A 20577-nucleotide genomic window follows, 5' to 3' on the forward strand; every position below is an offset into this window, starting at 1 on the left:
GCCCAGCCTACTGACCGGGGTGCCGGAGGCTTTGCCATGTCGGGCGGATGGCGGTATCCGGGGGCGAAGGACCCCGCCATGTCGCCGGCATGGTGTCGATCAGTCCGCGTCCGGCCGCCCGTGGAGCAGGCCGGCCACGACCGGGCGGAGCGCGGCGGCCACGTCGGGCGCGGTCACCGGGCCCGACCGGGCCGCCTCCCGCCCGGCCAGCCCGTGCAGGTACGCCGCCGCGGCGGCCGCCCGCTCCGGGGCCAGGCCGGCGGCGAGCAGCGAGCCGAGCAGCCCGGCGAGCACGTCGCCGGTGCCCCCGGTGGCCAGCGCGGGGGTGCCGGTCGGGTTGACGTACGCCCGGCCGTCGGGGGTGGCGACGATCGTGCGGTCCCCCTTGAGCAGGACCACCGCGTTCATCCAGGCGGCCAGCCGCAGCGCGGAGGCGGCCCGGTCCGCGCCCGGCTCCTCCCCGCAGAGCCGCGCGAACTCCCGGTCGTGCGGGGTGACCACGATCGGCGCGTCCCGCTGGCGCAGCCGGTCCGCCATCGACCCGTCCACGAGCAGGGTCAGCGCGTCGGCGTCGAGCACCACCGGCACCGGGGCGGCGAGCACCGCCCGCAGCTCGGCGGCGGCCTCCTCGCCGGTGCCCAGCCCCGAGCCGCAGACCCAGGCCTGGACGCGGCCGGCGTCGGCGACCCGGCCGCTCGCGATCACGGAGGGGTGCTGGAGCAGCACGTCGGCGCGGGCGCTGCCGGCGTAGCGGACCAGGCCCGTCGGGCCGGCGAGCGCGCCGCCGACGGAGAGCACGGCCGCACCCGGGTACGCCGCCGAGCCTGTCGCCAGGCCCACCACGCCCCGGGTGTACTTCTCGGCGGCCGGGCCCAGCTCGGGCCACCAGTCGACGACGTCGGAACGCTCGGTGACCCGCAGCGCGGGCGTGCCGCGCAGCCACGGCCCCAGGCCGATGTCGACCAGCTCGACCTGGCCGGCCAGCGCCGCCGCCGGGCCCACCACCAGGGCGGGCTTCAGCGCGCCGAACGCCACCGTCACGTCGGCCCGGATCGCGGTCGGCCGCCCGGAGGCGGCCGGCGGCACGTGGCCGGTGTCCACGGCCACGCCGCTGGGCACGTCCACGGCGACCACCGCGGCCCGCCCGCCGTCGCGGCCGCGCAGGCCGGGCAGCTCGCCGGCCAGCCGGTCGGCCGCCTCGCGCAGCCCGCCGGTGCCGCCGATCCCGACGATCCCGTCCACCACCAGGTCGACCACGGCGGGCGGCCGGTCCACCAGGCGGCCCCCGGCGGCACGCAGCGCGGCCAGCCCCGCCGCGTGCGCCCGGCCAGGGGTGAGCAGCAGGACCGAGACGGCGGCACCCCGGCGGGCCAGGCGCTGGCCCGCGTACAGGGCGTCGCCGCCGTTGTCTCCCGTGCCGACCAGCAGCAGCACCCGGGCCCCGTACACCCCGCCCCGGTCGGCGAGCAGCAGCGCGCAGCGGCGGGCCAGCCCGGCCGCCGCCCGGTGCATCAGCGTGCCGGCGGGGAGGGTGGCCATCAGCCCGGCCTCCGCCGCCCGGACGTCCGCGACCCGCCACACCGGTTTCATGCCGCCACGCCCCGTCCGGCGGTCGCGCCGGGGCCGCCGTCGCCGGCATCGTCCGCGTGCCGGGTCCGCCCCGGCCCGTCGAGGATCATGGCCTCACCCTACCGGCGGAGGCGGCCGCAGATTACCCGTCGGGTCGACTGTGGGCAATGCCTGTGGACAACCCGAGGGTACGACCGTCGCCCGTTGTCCACAGGGCGTTCCGGTCGGCGGGGCGGCTGCCTAGCGTCGACGGCGTCGTTGTCCACCCGTCGACGGCGGGGTCGCCGGCCCACCCGGGCCGGCCGCGCCGCCCGTCATCTCGTGACGGGGCACCGAGCCGGAGGAGTCCGCCGATGACCGAGGAGCCGTTCACCGTCCGCCCGGAGCTGCTGCGGGAGGTCGCCGGCGCGCTGGGCGACCTCGCGTACCAGCTCGGGCACGGGCTGTCCGGCGTGCCCGGGCTTGCGGTGCCGGCGCCCGGCTGGCGGTCGGCGGGCGCCCTGGCCGGCCTGGAGTCGGCCGCGCACGCCTGGTGTGGCGCGCTCGGCGCACGGGTCGCCGCCGCCCAGGGGGCGCTCACCGTCGCCGCCGAGGGCTACCAGGCGGCCGACGAGCGGGCCGCCCACCGGCTCACGACGCTGCCCCGGTGAGCACGGCGGCGCGCGGGCGCGCGGGCGGCGGGAGCCCGGCGGCGGCCGGCGGGGAAGGCGGCCCGGCCAGGGCCGGTGCCGGTGGGGCTGGCCGTGCCGGCGGCACCGACGCGGCCGGCGGGCGGGCGTCCCCCGACGTCGGGGGCGACGCCTACGCCCGGCTGTGGGCGGCCGACCCGGGCCGGTGGGCGGCGGCCGGCGCGGCCTGGCGGGGGCTGACCGGGCTGGTCGACCGGCGGGCGGCCGAGCTGGACGGGGCGGCCCGGGCGCTGCGGGGCGGCTGGGCGGGCGCTGCGGCCGGGGCGGCGGGCGGGCGGATCGGCGCGCTCCGGTCCGAGCTGGCGGCCCTCGCGCCGGCGGTGATCGAGACCGACCAGGTGCTCGCCAAGCTGGCCGTGCGGTTGCAGCGGGCCAAGGCCCGGCTGACCGAGGCGGTCGCCCTCGCCGACGCCGGCGGGGTGCGGCTGGACCGGCGGGGCCGGGCGAGCGCCGACCCGGCGCGGGCGCAGCCCGGCGGGCCCGCCCCCGTGGCGCGGGTCGCCGCCGCCGTGGCAGCGGCCCTGGAACTGGCCGACGCGGCCGACCGGGAGGCCGCCGGCCGGCTCGACGAGCTGACCCGGGCGGCCGGCGCGGGCTGGGTGGCCCCGCCCCCACCCTGGCGTCCGCCGCCGGGTGCCAGTCCGGCGACCGTCCGGTCCTGGTGGGCCGGGCTCACGCCCGCGCAGCGCCGCTGGCTGGTGGCCCGGGAGCCCGAGCTGGTCGGCCGCCTCGACGGGGTGCCCGCGGCGGCCCGGGACCAGGCGAACCGGCTGCTGGTCGACCGGCGGCGGGCGGTGCTGCTGGCCGAGCGCCGCCGGCTGCTCGACCGGCTGCCGCGCGGGCCGGTGGAGCTGGCCGGGCTGGCCCGGGTGGAGGGGGCCCTGACGGGGCTGGACGCGTTGGCGGCCCGGCTGACCGGCGGCGGGCAGCCCCGGGCGTACCTGCTGGGGCTGGACACGGGCGGCGAGGGGCGGACGGTCGTGGCGCTGGGCGACCCGGACCGGGCCGACCGGGTGCTGACCTACGTGCCGGGGATGACCGCCGGCCTCGCCGACGCCACGGGTGAGCTGGGCCGGGCCGCCCGGGTGCAGGCCCGCTGCGCGGCGCTGGACCCGACGGCGTCCACCGCGGCGGTGCTCTGGCTGGACTACGACGCGCCGGACTTCCTGCACGAGGCCGTGCTGCCCCACCAGGCCCGGGACGCCGGCCCGGCGCTGCACCGGTTCCAGGAGGGGCTGCGGGCGACGCACGAGGGCCCGCCGGCCCGGCAGACGGTGCTGGGGCACAGCTACGGCTCGCTGGTCGTGGGCACCGCCGCCCGCGACCACGGGCTCGCCGCCGACGCGCTGGTCTTCGTCGGCTCGCCGGGCGTCGGCGTGGACCGGGCCGACGGGCTGCGGCTGCCCAGCGGCGAGGTCTGGGCGAGCACGGCGCCCGACGACGGGATCCGGCTGGCCCCCGCCCCCGACGAGCTGCCCCGCCGCGTCCTGCGCGGGCTCAGTCCGCTGGCGGCCGTGCTGACCGGCCGGGACGACCACGCGCTGTGGTTCGGCCACGATCCGGCCGACCCGGGCTTCGGCGGGCGCACCTTCCCCAGCGGCCGGTACGGCCACACCGGCTACTGGGACCCGGCCAACCCGGCCCTGGACGGCATGGCCCGCGTCGTCCTGGGCCGGTGACCGGCCCCTCCCGCAGGCGGCGAGCCGCCGGCCCGTCGCCCTGGCGGGCAGGCCGGTGGCGCGCGACGCTCCGGGAGGGCCGGCCCCGGGCCGCTACTCGACGGTGACGGACTTGGCGAGGTTGCGGGGCTGGTCGACGTCGTGGCCCCGGGCCGCCGCGATCTCCGCCGCGAGCACCTGCAACGGCACGGTGGTCACCAGGGGCGCGAGCAGCGTCGGCGTACGCGGCACCCGGATCAGGTGGTCGGCGTAGCGGACGACCGCCTCGTCGCCCTCCTCGGCGATCACGATGGTGCGGGCCCCCCGGGCGCGTACCTCCTGGATGTTGGAGACGACCTTGTCGTGCAGCATGCCCCGGCCGACGGGCGACGGCACGATGCAGATCACCGGGGTGCCCTGGTCGATGAGCGCGATCGGGCCGTGCTTGAGCTCGCCGGCGGCGAAGCCCTCGGCGTGCATGTACGCCAGCTCCTTGAGCTTGAGCGCGCCCTCCAGTGCGACCGGGTAGCCGACGTGCCGGCCGATGAACAGCACGGTCGGCTCGGACCTGATCTCCCGGGCCAGCTCCCGCACGGGCTCGATCCGGCCCAGCAGCTCGCGCAGCTTGCCGGGCATCTGGTGGAGCTGGTCCACGACGGCGGCCACCTCGTCGGCGAACTTGATCCCGCGCACCTGGGCGAGGTGCAGGCCGATGAGATAGCAGGCGACGAGCTGGGTGAGGAACGCCTTGGTGGAGGCGACGGCGATCTCGGGCCCGCCGTGGGTGTAGAGGACGGCGTCGGACTCGCGCGGGATGGTCGAGCCGTTGGTGTTGCAGATGGCGAGCACCCGGGCCTTCTGCTCCTTGGCGTGCCGCAGCGCCATGAGCGTGTCCATGGTCTCGCCCGACTGGGAGATCACGATGATCAGCGTGGACCGGTCGAGGACGGGGTCGCGGTAGCGGAACTCGCTGGCCAGCTCCACCTCACACGGGATCCGGGTCCAGTGCTCGATGGCATACTTCGCGACCAGACCCGAGTGGTAGGCGGTGCCGCACGCGACGATGAAGATCTTGTCGACGTCGCGCAGGTCCTGGTCGCTGAGGCGGACCTCGTCGAGCATGATCTCGCCGCTGTCGGTGAGCCGGCCGAGCAGGGTGTCGGCGACGGCCTGCGGCTGCTCCTCGATCTCCTTGAGCATGAACCAGTCGTAGCCGCCCTTCTCGGCGGCCGAGGAGTCCCAGTCGATGTGGAAGTCCTTGCCGGTGGCCGGCAGGCCGGCGAAGTCGGTGATCTCGATCGAGTCGGCGGTGATCAGGACGATCTGGTCCTGGCCCAGCTCGACCGCGTCGCGGGTGTGCTCGATGAACGCCGCGACGTCGCTGGCGAGGTAGTTCTCCCCGTCGCCCCGGCCGACCACCAGTGGCGAGTTGCGGCGGGCCCCGACCACCGCGCCGGGCACCGCCGCGTCGACGGCGAGCAGCGTGAACGCGCCTTCGAGGCGCTGGCAGACCACCCGCATCGCGGCGGCGAGCAGCTGCGGGCCGTCGGGCTCGCCGGCGGCGCGCAGGTCGGCCAGCGCGGCGGAGAGCAGGTGGGCGGCGCACTCGGTGTCGGTGTCGCTGCTGAACTGGACGCCGTCGTCCTCCAGCTCGGCGCGGAGCTTCGCGAAGTTCTCGATGATGCCGTTGTGGATCACGGCGACCCGCCCGTCCGGGGCGAGGTGCGGGTGGGCGTTGCGGTCGGTGGGGCCGCCGTGGGTGGCCCACCGGGTGTGCCCGATGCCGGTGGTGCCGTCCCCGATGCCGATCGGGCTGGCGGCGCAGGCCTCCGGGTCGGTGGCGGCCCGCTCGGCGAGCACCTTCTCGAGGTTGGCCAGCTTGCCCGCCTTCTTCTCCATCAGCAGCTCGTCGGCGCACACGACGGCCACCCCGGCCGAGTCGTAGCCCCGGTACTCCAGGCGGCGCAAGCCGTCGAGCACGATGCCGAGCGCCGGGCGCGCGCCGGCGTAACCCACGATTCCACACATGGTCCGCAGCCTAACCCAGTTTCGCTCACCACGCGTGCGCAGAAGCCGGGTAAACAAGCATCGAGCTTGAGCGAATTGGTGGGGCGGGCCGCTCCGGGGACGAATCTCCCGGCCCGCCCGGGCACCGTGCCGACGCGTGCCCGCTGGCGGCCACCCGGCCGTACCCCCGAGGCGGGCCCACCGGGCACCCTCCGCCGGCCGGCCGAGGGTGGGCGCGGTCCGGGCGAGCCCGTAGGCTGACGCGGGTGACGACGACGCCCGCCGATGTCGATCCGCTGGTGGCCCGGATGCGGCCGTTCGGGACGACCATTTTCGCCGAGATGTCCGCCCTGGCCGTCCGCACCGGCGCGGTCAACCTGGGGCAGGGCTTCCCCGACACCGACGGGCCGCCCGAGATGCTCGCCGCCGCCGCCGAGGCGCTGCGCGGCGGCCAGAACCAGTACCCGCCCGGTCCGGGCATTCCCGCGCTGCGGGCCGCCGTCGCCGCCCACCAGCGCCGGTTCTGGGGCCTGGAGTACGACCCGGACGGCGAGGTCGTGATCACCGCCGGGGCCACCGAGGCGATCGCCGCGAGCATCCTCGCCCTCTGCGAGCCGGGCGACGAGGTGGTCTGCTTCGAGCCGTACTACGACTCGTACGCGGCCTCGATCGCCCTCGCCGGCGCGGTGCGGCGGCCGGTGACGCTGCGGCCCGAGGCCGACGGCCGGTACGCCTTCGACCCGGCGGCGCTGCGCGCCGCGTTCGGGCCGCGTACGCGGCTGGTCCTGCTGAACTCCCCGCACAACCCGACGGGCAAGGTCTTCACCCGCGAGGAGCTGACCCTGGTCGCCGAGCTGTGCCGCGAGCACGGCGCGTACGCGGTGACCGACGAGGTGTACGAGCACCTGGTCTTCGCCGACGCCGCCACGCCGCACGTGCCGCTGGCCACCCTGCCCGGCATGCGCGAGCGCACCCTGCGGATCTCGTCGGCCGGCAAGACGTTCTCCTGCACGGGGTGGAAGGTGGGCTGGATCAGCGGGCCGGCGCCGCTGGTCTCGGCGGCGCTGCGGGTCAAGCAGTTCCTCACCTACGTCAACGGCGCGCCGCTGCAGCCGGCGGTGGCGGTGGCGCTGGCCCTGCCGGACGCCTACTTCGCGGAGCTCGCGGCCGGGATGCAGGCCCGCCGGGACCAGCTGGTCGCCGGGCTGACCGACGCGGGCTTCGGCGTTCTCACGCCCGAGGGGACGTACTTCGTCACGGCCGACATCGGCCCACTCGGCGGGCGGGACGGGGTCGAGTTCTGCCGGTCGCTGCCGGCGCGGTGCGGGGTGGTGGCCGTGCCGACGCAGGTGTTCTACGACGACGCCGAGGCGGGCCGGCGGCTGGTCCGGTTCGCGTTCTGCAAGCGACCGGAGGTGCTCGCCGAGGCCGTCACCCGGCTGCGCGACCTGACCTGACCCGGGCTCCCCGACCCGCCCGCACCCGAACCCGCCACCACAACGCCGGCGTTCCCGCCGGGCGGGTGTGAGAAGGGGCCCCTTCTATGCAGAAAGCGTTAACAAGGGGCCCTTCCTTACCCCTACTGGGCGGGGCTGGCGGCGCGGACCTGCTCGGCGATGCGCTCGGCGACCTCGCGGGCGGCCTGCTCGGTGGCCGCCTCGACCATCACCCGGACGAGGGGCTCGGTGCCCGAGGGGCGCAGCAGCACCCGGCCGGTCTCGCCCAGTTCCGCCTCGGCCCGCTCGACCTCGGCCCGGACGGCCGGCGCGGCGGCGCCCACCGAGCGGTCCCCGACCGGCACGTTGATCAGCACCTGGGGCAGCTTGGTCACCACGGCGGCCAGGTCGGCGAGGGTGCGGCCGGTGGCGGCCATCCGGGCCATCAGGTGCAGCCCGGTGAGCACCCCGTCGCCGGTGGTCGCGTAGGCCGGCATGACGATGTGCCCGCTCTGCTCGCCGCCGAGGGCGAAGCCGGAGCCGCGCAGCTCCTCCAGGACGTACCGGTCGCCGACCTTCGTCTCGATCAGCCGGATGCCCTGCGCGGACATGGCCAGCCGCAGGCCGAGGTTGCTCATCACGGTGGCGACGAGCGTGTCGTCGGTGAGCGCGCCGGCCTCCCGCATGGCCACGGCGAGGATCGCCATCACCTGGTCGCCGTCGACCTCGACCCCGTCGGCGGTGACCGCCACGCACCGGTCGGCGTCGCCGTCGTGGGCGATGCCCAGGTGCGCCCCGTGCTCGACCACGGCCTCGCGCAGCGCGTCGATGTGGTTGGAGCCGCAGTCGTCGTTGATGTTGAGGCCGTCCGGCTCGGCGTGGATGGCGACGACCTCGGCCCCCGCCTCCCGGTACGCCACCGGCGCGACCTCGGCCGCCGCACCGTTGGCGCAGTCGACCACGACCTTGATGCCGTCGAGGCGGTGCGGCACCGTGCCGACGAGGTGCTGCACGTAGTGGTCCGCGCCGTCGAGCAGGTCGTGCACGCGCCCCACCCCGGCGCCGGTCGGCCGGTCCCACGCGGTGACGGCGTTCGCCTCGACGGCCGCCTCGATCCGGGTCTCGATCTCGTCGGGCAGCTTGTGGCCGCCGGCCGCGAAGAGCTTGATCCCGTTGTCGGGCATGGGGTTGTGCGAGGCGGAGAGCATCACGCCCAGGTCGGCCTTGGCCTCGGCGGTGAGGAACGCCACGGCGGGGGTGGGCAGCACGCCGACGCGCACGACGTTGGCGCCCGCGCTGGTGAGGCCGGCGACCACGGCGGCCTCCAGCATCTCGCCGCTGGCCCGGGTGTCCCGGCCGACCACGGCCAGCGGCGGATGGCTGCGGTCCGTCTCGGCCAGTGTGTGGGCGGCGGCCACCGCCACCGCGAGCGCGAGCTCCGGGGTGAGATCCGCGTTCGCGCGTCCGCGTACGCCGTCCGTGCCGAACAACCGGCCCATACCCGCCAACCTCCGATGAAATGGTGCAAGAGAGAAAGCGAAACGGCCGGGCCACCTCCCGGCGAGGAGAGGTGGACCCGGCCGTTTCGTCAGAAGTACAACGTGCCGCTGTTGGTCAGCGCTTCGAGTACTGGGGAGCCTTACGGGCCTTCTTGAGGCCGTACTTCTTGCTCTCCTTGACCCGGGCGTCACGGGTCAGGAAGCCGGCCTTCTTCAGGGCCGGGCGGTCGTCGGGCTCGCTGACGATCAGCGCCCGCGCGATCGCGAGCCGCAGCGCACCGGCCTGGCCGGTGGTGCCGCCGCCCCGCAGGTTGGCGATGACGTCGAAGGCCTCGGGCTTCTCGGCGGTCACCAGCGGGTCCTTGATGAGCTGCTGGTGCACCTTGCTCGGGAAGTAGGCCTCGAGGTCGCGGCCGTTGCAGGTGATCTTGCCGCTGCCGGGGACGATGCGCACCCGGACGATGGCCTCCTTGCGGCGGCCAACGGTCTGGATCGGGCGGTCGCCGCGGGGCGCGCGGACGACGGGCGCCGGCGCCTCGGTGGCCTCGGGGGCAACCTCGGTCTCGGTGATGTCGGTCATGCTGTTTCCTTCGCCCGCGCTCACTGCGCGATCTGCTTGATCTCGAACGGCGTCGGCTGCTGCGCGCCGTGCGGGTGCTCGGCACCGGCGTAGACCTTCAGCTTCTTGATGAGCTGACGGCCGAGCTTGTTGTGCGGGAGCATCCCCTTCACGGCCAGCTCGATGGCCCGCTCGGGGCGCTTGCTGAGCAGCTCCTCGTAGCCGACCTGCTTGAGGCCGCCCGGGTAACCGGAGTGGCGGTAGGCGACCTTCTGCTGGCGCTTGTTGCCGGTCAGCGCGACCTTGCCCGCGTTCACGACGACGACGAAGTCGCCCGTGTCGACGTGCGGCGCGAAAGTCGGCTTGTGCTTGCCACGCAGCAGCGTGGCGGCGTGGGTCGCGAGGCGGCCCAGCACGACATCAGAGGCGTCGATGACGTGCCACTGACGCTCGATCTCACCCGGCTTCGGGCTGTACGTACGCACAGGTCTACCTTGTCTCGTCGTCGGTCTGGGGTCGCGCGCCGAGGTGACCAGGACAACCCGGCCGGACCAGCGCGCACGAACGACCAAGCGTACCTGATGCGGCACGCCTCTAGATGTCGTACAACAGCAGGCAACGATACCCGGGGCCGGGTCGGCAGGTCAAAACGGGGGGCCGCCCGGCGCGGCCCTCCGTTTCGATCATGACCAGGGTCACACTCCGGCGCGGGCCATCCGGGAGCCGGGCCGCACGTACGCGACCCAGGTGACCACCAGCAGCACCAGGAAGAAGCCGACGTAGAAGCGCAGCGCCGGCTGGATGCCGCCATAGGTGGACTTGGCCCAGGCGTAGCAGATCGGGACGAGGAAGCCGCCGAACGCGCCGACGGAGGAGATGATGCCCAGCGCCCCGGCCGCCTGCCGGCGCATGGCCAGCATGGTCTCCGGGGAGCCGCCCAGGTCCTCCCCCTTGACCCGGAAGATCTTGGAGATCATCCGGTACGTCGACCCGTTGCCGATCCCGGTCGCCACGAACAGCAGCATGAACGCGGCGAAGAACACGCCCAGGCTGCGCTCCTGCACCGACCAGAGCGCGCCGTACGCCCCGACGGCCATCAGCACGAAGCTGCCGATGGTGACCCGGGCCCCGCCCATGCGGTCGGCCAGCCGCCCGCCCAGCGGGCGGAAGAACGAGCCGATCCCAGCGCCGATGAACGCCCAGCTCAGCGCGATGTCGGGCCGGCCGAACACCGAGTTGAGCAGGGTGGGGAAGGCGGCCGAGTAGCCGATGAACGAGCCGAAGGTGCCGATGTACAGCAACGACATGATCCAGGTGTCGGCGTGCCGCAGCGAGGACAGGACCGGCTTCACGTCCGCCTTCGCCTCGGCCAGGTTGTCCATGAACAGGTACGCGCAGACGGCCGCGGCGACGGCGAGCGGGACGTACATCAGGCCGGCCCGGGAGAGCGCGAGCCCGCCGCCCAGCACGACCACCTGGGGCACCAGGAACTGCACGACCGCGACGCCGATGTTGCCGCCGGCGGCGTTGAGGCCCAGCGCCCAGCCCTTCTCCCGCTCCGGGTAGAAGAAGGAGATGTTGGCCATGCTGGAGGCGAAGTTGCCGCCGCCGAGGCCGGCGGTGGCGGCGATCAGCAGCAGCGGGACGTACCCGATCTCCGGGTTCTCGACCGCCCACGCCAGGCCGAGGCAGGGCAGGACCAGCAGCAGCGCGGAGACGACGTTCCAGTTACGGCCGCCGAAGATCGGCACCGCGAAGGTGTACGGCAGCCGCAGCAGCGCGCCGACCCCGCTGGGCACGGCGGTCAGCCACAGCGCCTGGCTGGTGCTGAGCTGCCAGCCGACGTCGTCGAGCCGGACGACGACGATGCTCCAGAGCAGCCAGACCGAGAAGCCGATGTGCTCGGCGAAGATCGAGTAGACGAGGTTCCGGCGGGCGATCGACCGGCCGACGGTCCGCCAGAAGCCCTGGTCCTCGGGGTCCCAGTGCCCGATCCACCGGCCCGGCCGGCGTTGCAGGTCGATCTCACCTGTGGGTTCGGTCTCGACCACCGTGCTGGTCATCCGCTGTCTCCTCCCGGCCGGGCGCTGCGTCCACGTCACCCGACGCCGAGGGGACGGGCGACGGGCGGTTCCGCCAGCAAGTTAGGAGGCCGGGATTACCGGAAGATTCGTCGCGGGAGTCGCCGACGCAACAGCCGCCGCACAGGGCGGGTCGGGACAATGGTGAGATCCCGGTCAGGGCGGGGCCAGCGGCGCGGGGTGCGGTCAGAGCTGTTGCAGGATACGCAACGCGCGGGCGACCCGCTGCATGGTGTCCGCGTCGGCCACGTCCACGCACTCGGTGAACCACTGCTTCATGGGCGAGGAGAGCCGGTCGGGCATCACCACGTGCCCGCCCATCGGCACGGCCAGCGGCGAGTCGCGCAGCAGCGCCGCTTCGACCACCTCGGCGACCATCACGATGGGCACGTCGGTGGAGTTGTAGACGTCGGAGCTGATCACCAGCCCGAGCCGCTCCCGGGCGCCGGAGATGCGCCAGACCTCTCCCCTACGCAGCACGCGGCCGCCCGCCGAAGAGCACGTCGTCGACCATCGCCACCTCGCGTGCGTCGGCGACGGCGGCGGTCTCCAGGTCGAGCCCGGCCCGGTTGACGGCGTCGGCGTGCGCCGTGAAGACCTCGCGCAGCGCCTTCTCCCGGGCGGCCTGGTCCATCCAGGCGGAGAGCGACAGCCCCTCGCGCTTGGCGAACCGGCGCGCCTCCTCGATCGTGTCGTCGGAGAACGAGAGTGTCACCTTCGCAGTCATGCCACCCACCCTACTCCCGGTATGACCACAGGTCATCCCCCTTGCCCCGGGCCATCAGCACCGGCGAAAAGCTCGCGCCGTCGAGAGGTGGGTCTGGCCGGAAGGGCTTCCTGTCGCCACTAGGCAGCTGAGTCGAATACGACATCAGGGCCCACCCCGACCCACACTGTCGACGACCCCCGACCCGCGAGCCCATGCCCACCACCGACCGACGACCGACCGACGACCGACGGACCGACGACCGACCGGCCGGGGGCCGGGGGCCGGGGGCCGGGGAGCGGGGAGCGGGGAGCGGGGGCCAGGGGCCGACCGGCGACGGCGATCGCGATCGCGATCGCGATGATCATCCGTCGGCCGTGATGGCGTAGGTGACTCAGCTCCCTATGTGGCACGAGAAGGGGCGCCCGCTCCCCTTGATCCGGCAGCCCTGGATGATCGAACAGGAGGTCCGGCGGGTTTCTCCTGTGCGGTGTGAGGTGCTCTTGACAGGACCGAAACAAACGGGACGCTGACCCGAAACCGCCCGGCGGCACGCTTTGCCGACATGACAGACGGTGCGCGACCGGCGACTGCCCCGGGGGGCTCCCCCCGGGAGGCGGCGACGCACTGCCCGTACTGCGCCCTCCAGTGCGGCATGACGCTGCGCGAGACCGGCGGGCGGGTCGAGGTCCTTCCCCGGGACTTCCCCACCAACCGTGGCGGCCTCTGCCAGAAGGGCTGGACGGCCGCCGAGCTGCTCGACCACCCCGACCGCCTGACCACCCCGCTGGTGCGCGACGCCGGCACCGGGCAGCTGCGCCCGGCGTCCTGGGCCGAGGCGATGGAGCGGGTCGCCGGGGGCGTGCGCGCCGTCCAGGACCGGCACGGCCGCGACGCGGTCGCCGTCTTCGGCGGCGGCGGGCTGACCAACGAGAAGGCGTACGCGCTGGGCAAGTTCGCGCGGGTGGCGCTGCGGACCCGGCACGTCGACTACAACGGGCGCTGGTGCATGTCGTCGGCGGCGGCGGCCGGCAACCGCGCGTTCGGCGTCGACCGGGGGCTGCCGTTCCCGCTGGCCGACCTGGGCCGGGCGCGGACCCTGCTGATGGTGGGCGCGAACCCGGCCGAGACGATGCCGCCGCTGATGCGCCACGTCGCCGACCAGCAGGCCGCCGGCGGGACGCTGATCGTGGTGGACCCCCGGGCCACCGCCACCGCCCGGCAGGCCGACCTGCACCTGCAACCGGTGCCCGGCACCGACCTCGCGCTGGCCAACGCGCTGCTGCACATCGCGCTCACCGAGGGTTACGTCGACCGGGCGTACGTCGCCGAGCGCACCACCGGCTTCGACGAGGTGCGGCGGACGGTGGCCGGCTACTGGCCGGCCGAGGTGGAGCGGCTGACCGGCGTGCCGGTGGCCGACCTGGAGGCCACCGCGCGGGCCCTGGCGACGGCGGGCGGCGCGATCATCCTCACCGCCCGGGGGGCCGAGCAGCACGCCAAGGGCGTCGACACGGTCACGGCGTTCATCAACCTGGCCCTGGCGCTGGGCCTGCCCGGCCGGCCCGGCTCCGGCTACGGCTGCCTCACCGGCCAGGGCAACGGCCAGGGCGGGCGGGAGCACGGCCAGAAGGCCGACCAGCTTCCCGGCTACCGCAGCATCACCGACCCGGCGGCCCGCGCGCACGTCGCCGGGGTGTGGGGGGTGAGCGCCGACGAGCTGCCCGGGCCGGGCGTGCCCGCGTACCAGCTCCTGGATTCCCTCGGCACCCCGGCGGGCCCGAAGGCGCTGCTGGTGTTCGGCTCCAACCCGGTGGTGTCCGCGCCCCGCGCGGCCCGGGTCGAGGGCCGGCTGCGCGACCTGGACCTGCTGGTCGTCGCCGACCTGGTGCGCTCGGAGACCGCCGAGCTGGCCGACGTGGTGCTGCCCACCGCCCAGTGGGCCGAGGAGGACGGCACGATGACCAACCTGGAGGGCCGGGTGCTGCGCCGCCGCGCGGTGCGTACGCCGCCGGCGGGCGTGCGGACCGACCTGGCGATCATCGCCGACCTGGCCGACCGGCTCGGCGCGAAGGCGGGCTTCGGCGACGACCCGGCGGAGGTCTTCGGCGAGCTGCGCCGGGCCTCGGCCGGCGGGGTCGCCGACTACGCCGGGGTGAGCTACGACCGGATCGACGCCACCGGCGGGGTGTTCTGGCCCTGCCCGGATGCGGACGCGCCGGACACCCCGCGGCTGTTCGCCGACGCGTTCCCCACCCCCGACGGGCGGGCCCGGTTCCGCGCCGTCGACCACCGGCCGGCGGCCGAGGAGGTGTGCGCCGAGTATCCGCTGCGGCTGACCACCGGCCGGGTGCTCGCCCAGTACCAGTCCGGCGCGCAGACCCGCCGGGTGGCGGCGCTGCGCCGGGCCGCGCCGGGTGCGTTCGTCGAGCTGCACCCGGACCTGGCCGCCCGGCTCGGCGTCGGCGACGGCGAGGACGTACGCGTCACCTCGCGGCGCGGCGAGCTGCGCGCCCCGGCCCGGCTCACCCCGACGATCCGCCCCGACACGGTCTTCGCGCCGTTCCACTGGGGCGGGGCCGCGCGGGCCAATTCGGTCACCAATGACGCCGTCGACCCGGTCTCCGGGATGCCGGAGTTCAAGATCTGCGCCGTCCGGGTGGAGAGGGCTCAGCCATGACCGCCGTCGTGATCGTGGGCTACGGGATGGCCGGCGCGCGGCTCGCCGCCGAGCTGCACGCCCGCCCCGGGGACCGCAAGGTCACCGTGCTCGGGGCGGAGCCGCACCGGGCGTACAACCGGATCATGCTCTCCACCCTGCTGGCCGGGAAGGTCGACGAGCCGGACGTGGAGCTGACCGAGGCCGCCGGGCACGGCGTGGACGTGCGCACCGGGGTCGCGGTGACCGCGATCGACCGGGCCGCCCGCGAGGTGCGCACCGGCGACGGCGAACGCATCGGGTACGACCACCTCGTGCTCGCCACCGGCAGCCGGGCCGTGGTGCCGCCGCTGCCGGGGCTGGACCCCGCGCGCCTGCCGGACCGGGTGGCCGTGTTCCGCACCCTGGACGACTGCCGGCGCATCCTGGCCCTGTCCCGGGGCGCGCGCCGCGCGCTGGTGCTCGGCGGTGGCCTGCTCGGGCTGGAGGCGGCCCGGGGGCTCGCCGCCCGGGGGCTGGACGTGACGGTGGTCCACCCGAACGGGCACCTGATGGAGCGGCAGCTCGACCCGACGGCCGGCGCGGTGCTCGCCGGCACGCTCGCCGACCTCGGCGTGCGCGCCCACCTCGGCGCGTCCGCGACGGGGCTCGCCGCCGACGCCGACGGCGTCCGGCTCGACCTGTCCGACGGCTCGTCGCTCGCCGCCGACCTGCTGGTGCTCTCCTGCGGGGTGCGCCCCGACACCGCCCTCGCCGCCGCGGCGGGGCTGGCGGTGCAGCGGGGCGTCGTGGTCGACGACCGGCTGCGCACCAGCGACCCGCACGTCTCGGCGATCGGCGACTGCGCCCAGCACGACGGCACGCCCAGCGGGCTGGTCGCGCCGGCCTGGGCGCAGGCCCGGGTGGTGGCGCAGCTGCTCAGCGGCGCGGACGCGCACGCGGCGTACCGGCCCCGGCCGGCGGTGACCCGGCTCAAGGCGGCCGGGATCGACCTCGCCGCGATGGGCGACACCGCCGCCGGGGGCGACCGGGCCGGTGACGGGCCGGTGGAGGAGCTGACCTTCGCCGACCCGGCCCGGGGCACGTACGCCCGGCTGCGCATCCGCGACGAGCGGCTGACCGGGGCGATCCTGCTCGGCGACAACCCGGCCGTCGGCACGGTGGTGCAGCTGTTCGACCGGGGCGCGCCGGTGCCGTCCGACCGGCGGGCGCTGCTGCTGGGCCGGGCGCTCGGCGGCGCGCCGGCCGCCCCGGCCGCGTCACCGGCGCTGATGCCGGACGCGGCCACCGTGTGCCAGTGCAACGACGTCAGCAAGGGCGCGCTGGTGGCCTGCTGGCGGGCCGGGGCCCGGACGGTCGCGGCGATGTCGGCGGCGACCCGGGCCGGCACCGGCTGCGGCGGGTGCCGCGACGCCCTCGCCGGCATCGTCGGCTGGCTCGCCGAGGTCGACCCGGCGGCCGACGAACCGGCGGACCCGACCGACGACGACAGCCCGAGGGCGCGACACGACCGCGTGGAGGTGGCGTGATGAACGGCGACACGACAGGGCCGGGCACCGCCGGAGGCGACGCCGCCACCGGCGGCAGGGTGGTCGTCATCGGCAACGGCATGGTGGGGCAGCGGTTCACCGAGGCGCTGCGCGCCCGGGACACCGACCGCCGCTGGCAGGTCACGGTGCTCGCCGAGGAGCGCCGGCCCGCGTACGACCGGGTGCGGCTGTCGGCGTTCTTCGACGGGGTGTCCGCCGAGGAGCTGAACCTGCACACCCCCGACGACGGGGTGGAGCTGCGCCTCGGCGAGCCGGCCACCGCCATCGACCGCGAGCGGCGGGTGGTGGTCACGGCGACCGGCGAGCATCCGTACGACGCGGTGGTGCTGGCCACCGGCTCGTACCCGTTCGTGCCGCCGGTGGCGGGCCGGGACCTGCCCGGGGTGTTCGTCTACCGCACGCTCGACGACCTGGAGGCGATCCGGGAGCACGCCCGGGGCCGGCGCGTCGGCGCGGTGATCGGCGGCGGCCTGCTCGGCCTGGAGGCGGCGAACGCGCTGCGCCTGCTCGGCCTGGTCACCCACGTGATCGAGTTCGCGCCCCGGCTGATGCCGGTGCAGGTCGACGAGGCCGGCGGGGCGATGCTGCGCCGCTACGTCGAGGAGCTGGGGGTAACCACCCACCTCGGGGTGGCGACCACCGCGCTGCGGCCCGGCGCGGACGGGGCGGTGACCGCGCTGGAGCTGTCCGACGGCCGCACGGTCGACGCCGAGCTGGTGGTGGTGGCGGCCGGCATCCGGCCCCGCGACGACCTGGCCCGCGCGGCCGGCCTGGAGCTGGGCCCGCGCGGCGGGGTGCTGGTCGACGCGACGTGCCGCACCGGCGACGAGCGGATCTGGGCGGTCGGCGAGTGCGCCGCCGTCGACGGGGTCTGCCACGGCCTGGTCGCCCCCGGGTACGCCACGGCGGAGGTGGTGGCCGACCGGCTGCTGGGCGGCGCGGCGACGTTCCCCGGCGCGGACACCGCGACGAAGCTGAAGCTGCTCGGGGTGGACGTGGCGTCGTTCGGCGACGCCCACGGCACCACCGAGGGCAGCCTGGACGTGACGTTCACCGACCCGGCGACCCGGTCGTACGCGAAGCTGGTCCTCTCCGACGACGCGAAGACGCTGCTCGGCGGCGTGCTGGTCGGGGACGCGAGCGCCTACCCGACGCTGCGGGCCAGCGTCGGCGGGCCGCTGCCGGCCGCGCCGCTGGCGCTGCTGGCCCCGGCCGGCGGGGCGGCGGCCGGGGCCGGGGCGCTGCCCGGCAGCGCGCAGGTCTGCTCGTGCAACGCGGTCACCCGCGACGACATCGACGCGGCGATCGCCGGCGGCTGCGCGGACGTGCCGGCGCTGAAGGCGTGCACCCGGGCCGGCACGAGCTGCGGGTCGTGCGTGCCGATGCTCAAGCAGCTCCTCGACGCGGCGGGGGTGAAGCAGTCCACCGCGCTGTGCGAGCACTTCGACCTGAGCCGGCAGGAGCTGTTCGACGTGGTGCGGGTGCGCGGCATCCGCACCTTCTCGCGGCTCATCGCCGAGCACGGGCGGGGCCGGGGCTGCGACATCTGCAAGCCGGTGGTCGCCTCGATCCTCGCGTCGCTGGGCACCGGGCACGTGCTCGACGGCGAGCGGGCGTCGTTGCAGGACACCAACGACGCGTACCTGGCGAACCTGCAACGCGACGGCAGCTACTCGGTGGTGCCCCGGATCCCCGGCGGCGAGATCACCCCGGAGAAGCTGATCGTGATCGGTCAGGTGGCGCAGGAGTTCAAGCTCTACACGAAGATCACCGGAGGGCAGCGCATCGACCTGTTCGGGGCGCGGGTCGACCAGCTCCCGCAGATCTGGCGGCGGCTGGTGGACGCGGGCTTCGAGTCGGGCCACGCGTACGGCAAGGCGCTGCGCACGGTGAAGTCGTGCGTCGGCGAGACCTGGTGCCGGTACGGGGTGCAGGACTCCGTCGGCCTGGCCGTGGCCCTGGAGCTGCGCTACCGGGGGCTGCGCGCACCGCACAAGCTCAAGTCGGCGGTGTCGGGCTGCGCCCGGGAATGCGCCGAGGCCCGCAGCAAGGACTTCGGCATCATCGCCACCGACACCGGCTGGAACCTCTACGTCGGCGGCAACGGCGGCTTCCGGCCCCGGCACGCCGACCTGTTCGCCACCGACCTGTCCACGGCGGAGCTGATCCCGCTGATCGACCGGTTCCTCATGTACTACATCCGCACGGCGGACCGTTTGCAGCGCACCGCCGCCTGGATCGAGGCGATGGAGGGCGGGCTCGACCACCTGCGCGCCGTCATCGTGGACGACTCGCTGGGCCTCTGCGCCGAGCTGGAGGCGGAGATGGCCCGGCACGTGGCGGGGTACTCGGATGAGTGGCGCGACGTGCTCGACGACCCGGAGCGGCTGCGCCGCTTCTCGTCGTTCGTCAACGCGCCCGACGTGCCGGACCCGTCGATCACCTTCGCCGTCGAACGCGGCCAGCCCGTGCCCGCCGGCCGGGCCCGGCCGGTCGCGGCGGCAGCGGCACCCGACGGCGAGGCGCCCGCCCGCCGCCGGCAACCGGTCACCCTCGGCCTCCCGGAGGTACGGCGATGAGCATCGCGACGGACACGTACACGCGCCGCCCGGCGGCGGACACGCAGGGCTGGAGCCCGGTCTGCCCGCTGGAGAAGCTGGAGCCGGAGCGGGGCGTGGCGGCCCTGGTCGACGGGGCGCAGGTCGCCCTGTTCCGCGCCGGCGACGAGCTGTTCGCCCTGGACAACCTCGACCCGGTCGGCGGCGCGTACGTGCTGTCGCGGGGCATCGTGGGCAGCCGGGGCGGCACGCCGACGGTCGCCTCCCCGCTGCACAAGCAGGTGTACGACCTGCGCACCGGCGCCTGCCTGGACCTGCCCGGCGTGGCGGTGCCCCGGCACGACGTGCGCTGCCGGGACGGCCTGGTCGAGGTGCGGTTGAGACGGGAGGGGTGAATGGCCGACGAGCTGGCCGGCTTCACCATCGGGGTCACCGCTGACCGCCGGCGCGACGAGCTGGCCGCCCTGCTGCAACGGCGCGGCGCGCGGGTGGTCATCGCGCCGGCCCTGCGGATCGTGCCGCTGACCGACGACACGGACCTGCGCGAGGCGACCCGGGAGTGCCTGGCCCGCCCGCCGGACGTGCTGATGGCCAACACCGGCATCGGGATGCGCGGCTGGCTGGAGGCCGCCGAGGGCTGGGGGCTGGCGGAGCCGCTGCGCGGCGTGCTGTCGCAGGCGTACGTGGTGGCCCGGGGTCCCAAGGCGCGGGGGGCGATCCGCGCCGCCGGCCTGCACGACCAGTGGTCGCCGGACTCGGAGAGCTGCGAGGAGGTCGTCGAGCACCTGGTGCGGCGCGGGGTGGCCGGGCAGGTGATCGCCATGCAGTTGCACGGCGACCGGCAGCCCGAGTGCACGAGCGCGCTGGAGGACGCAGGGGCGACCGTGATCGAGGTCCCGGTGTACCGGTGGGCCCCGCCGACCGACCCCGCGCCGCTGCACCGGCTCATCGACCTGGTCGCGGGCCGGCTGGTGGACGCGGTCACGTTCACCTCCGCCCCGGCTGCCGAGGCGCTGCTGCGCGCCGCCGGGGACCGCACCGAAACGGTGCTGGAGGCGCTGCGCGGCGACGTGCTGGCCAGTTGCGTGGGCGCGGTCACCGCCGAGCCGCTGGTGCGGCGGGGGGTGCCGGTGAGCGCGCCGAGCCGGGCCCGGCTGGGCGCGCTGGTCCGGACCATCGTGGACGAGCTGCCACGGCGTACGGTCAGCATCAAGGCCGCCGGGCACCTGCTGACCCTGCGCGGGCACGCGGCCGTGGTCGACGGGGAGCTGCGCCCCCTGGCCCCGGCGCCGATGGCGGTGCTGCGGGCCCTGGCCACCTCACCGGGTCGGGTGCTGTCCCGCACCGCCCTGCTGCGGACGCTGCCGCGCGGCGCGGACGAGCACGCGGTGGAGATGGCGGTGGCCCGGCTGCGGGCCGGGCTGAAGGCCCCCCGGGTGGTGCAGACGGTGGTGAAGCGCGGCTACCGCCTCCGGGTCGACTGACCGGCCTGCGCTGGGGCCGGCTGGCCCGTGGGGCTGCCGGCGGCGAAGTGCGCCGACCACGGGCCGGGAACGGTGGCTGCCTCCGGGACACGACACGCCGACGCGAGTGCACCGCAGCCGGC

16 protein-coding genes are annotated in these 20577 nt (G+C 75.6%); 8 read left to right on the plus strand and 8 right to left on the minus strand.

Annotation, left to right across the window (positions count from 1 at the left end; all coding sequences use genetic code 11):
* Positions 1-99 precede the first annotated feature (99 nt).
* Positions 100-1590, minus strand: coding sequence for an NAD(P)H-hydrate dehydratase (locus tag ACVMYR_RS12305; protein WP_396792816.1), 1491 nt, complete (start codon positions 1588-1590; stop codon positions 100-102).
* 332 nt (positions 1591-1922) lie between these two features.
* On the opposite strand from ACVMYR_RS12305, the gene ACVMYR_RS12310 reads away from it, so the two are divergent.
* Both ACVMYR_RS12310 and ACVMYR_RS12315 read left to right on the plus strand, forming a co-directional pair.
* Entirely contained in the window at positions 1923-2219 is a 297-nt protein-coding gene (locus ACVMYR_RS12310) for a hypothetical protein (RefSeq protein WP_077938333.1), read from the plus strand.
* Positions 2216-3937, plus strand: a complete 1722-nt coding sequence (locus tag ACVMYR_RS12315) for an alpha/beta hydrolase (RefSeq protein WP_457121852.1) — start codon at positions 2216-2218, stop codon at positions 3935-3937. The genes ACVMYR_RS12310 and ACVMYR_RS12315 overlap by 4 nt, the downstream gene beginning before the upstream one ends.
* A gap of 93 nt (positions 3938-4030) precedes the next feature.
* On the opposite strand, the gene glmS is transcribed toward ACVMYR_RS12315, so the two are convergent.
* On the minus strand, positions 4031-5944 hold the full coding sequence (gene glmS, locus ACVMYR_RS12320; RefSeq protein ID WP_077938331.1) for a glutamine--fructose-6-phosphate transaminase (isomerizing): 1914 nt from the start codon (positions 5942-5944) through the stop codon (positions 4031-4033).
* A 245-nt stretch (positions 5945-6189) separates the two neighbouring features.
* Between glmS and ACVMYR_RS12325 the strand changes: the two genes are divergently transcribed.
* Positions 6190-7380, plus strand: a complete 1191-nt coding sequence (locus tag ACVMYR_RS12325) for a pyridoxal phosphate-dependent aminotransferase (RefSeq protein ID WP_077938330.1) — start codon at positions 6190-6192, stop codon at positions 7378-7380.
* 122 nt (positions 7381-7502) lie between these two features.
* Here the strand turns inward: ACVMYR_RS12325 and glmM are convergent, their stop codons facing one another.
* From glmM to ACVMYR_RS12355, 6 genes are all read right to left on the minus strand, one after another.
* A complete protein-coding gene (gene glmM, locus ACVMYR_RS12330; RefSeq protein WP_457121853.1) occupies positions 7503-8858 on the minus strand; it encodes a phosphoglucosamine mutase in 1356 nt (451 codons plus the stop codon).
* A 115-nt stretch (positions 8859-8973) separates the two neighbouring features.
* On the minus strand, positions 8974-9438 hold the full coding sequence (gene rpsI / locus ACVMYR_RS12335; RefSeq protein ID WP_043965609.1) for a 30S ribosomal protein S9: 465 nt from the start codon (positions 9436-9438) through the stop codon (positions 8974-8976).
* 20 nt (positions 9439-9458) lie between these two features.
* Entirely contained in the window at positions 9459-9902 is a 444-nt protein-coding gene (gene rplM / locus ACVMYR_RS12340) for a 50S ribosomal protein L13 (RefSeq protein WP_043965607.1), read from the minus strand.
* 210 nt (positions 9903-10112) lie between these two features.
* A complete protein-coding gene (locus ACVMYR_RS12345; RefSeq protein ID WP_457121854.1) occupies positions 10113-11480 on the minus strand; it encodes a NarK family nitrate/nitrite MFS transporter in 1368 nt (455 codons plus the stop codon).
* Positions 11481-11684: 204 nt separating this feature from the next.
* Positions 11685-11978 (minus strand): type II toxin-antitoxin system PemK/MazF family toxin, encoded by a 294-nt coding sequence (locus ACVMYR_RS12350; protein WP_043966519.1) that lies wholly within the window; start codon positions 11976-11978, stop codon positions 11685-11687.
* Positions 11968-12225, minus strand: a complete 258-nt coding sequence (locus ACVMYR_RS12355; RefSeq protein ID WP_043965603.1) for a DUF6364 family protein — start codon at positions 12223-12225, stop codon at positions 11968-11970. Before ACVMYR_RS12355 ends, ACVMYR_RS12350 begins: the two co-directional genes overlap by 11 nt.
* 544 nt (positions 12226-12769) lie before the next feature.
* On the opposite strand from ACVMYR_RS12355, the gene ACVMYR_RS12360 reads away from it, so the two are divergent.
* The 5 genes from ACVMYR_RS12360 to ACVMYR_RS12380 are packed head-to-tail and all read left to right on the plus strand — an operon-like array spanning position 12770 to position 20455.
* Complete coding sequence (locus tag ACVMYR_RS12360) at positions 12770-14884, plus strand: molybdopterin oxidoreductase family protein (protein WP_457121855.1); 2115 nt, start codon at positions 12770-12772, stop codon at positions 14882-14884.
* Positions 14881-16392 carry an FAD-dependent oxidoreductase gene (locus tag ACVMYR_RS12365; RefSeq protein WP_357747132.1) on the plus strand — a complete coding sequence of 504 codons (1512 nt, stop codon included), beginning with the start codon at positions 14881-14883 and terminating at the stop codon, positions 16390-16392. Before ACVMYR_RS12360 ends, ACVMYR_RS12365 begins: the two co-directional genes overlap by 4 nt.
* Entirely contained in the window at positions 16392-18992 is a 2601-nt protein-coding gene (gene nirB, locus ACVMYR_RS12370) for a nitrite reductase large subunit NirB (protein ID WP_457121856.1), read from the plus strand. The genes ACVMYR_RS12365 and nirB overlap by 1 nt, the downstream gene beginning before the upstream one ends.
* Positions 18989-19366: a nitrite reductase small subunit NirD gene (gene nirD, locus ACVMYR_RS12375; protein ID WP_077938324.1), complete on the plus strand. Its 378-nt coding sequence runs from the start codon at positions 18989-18991 to the stop codon at positions 19364-19366. Before nirB ends, nirD begins: the two co-directional genes overlap by 4 nt.
* Positions 19367-20455, plus strand: a complete 1089-nt coding sequence (locus tag ACVMYR_RS12380) for a uroporphyrinogen-III synthase (RefSeq protein WP_077938323.1) — start codon at positions 19367-19369, stop codon at positions 20453-20455.
* Positions 20456-20577 lie beyond the last annotated feature (122 nt).

It is taken from the genome of Micromonospora sp. PTRAS2 (assembly GCF_054052245.1).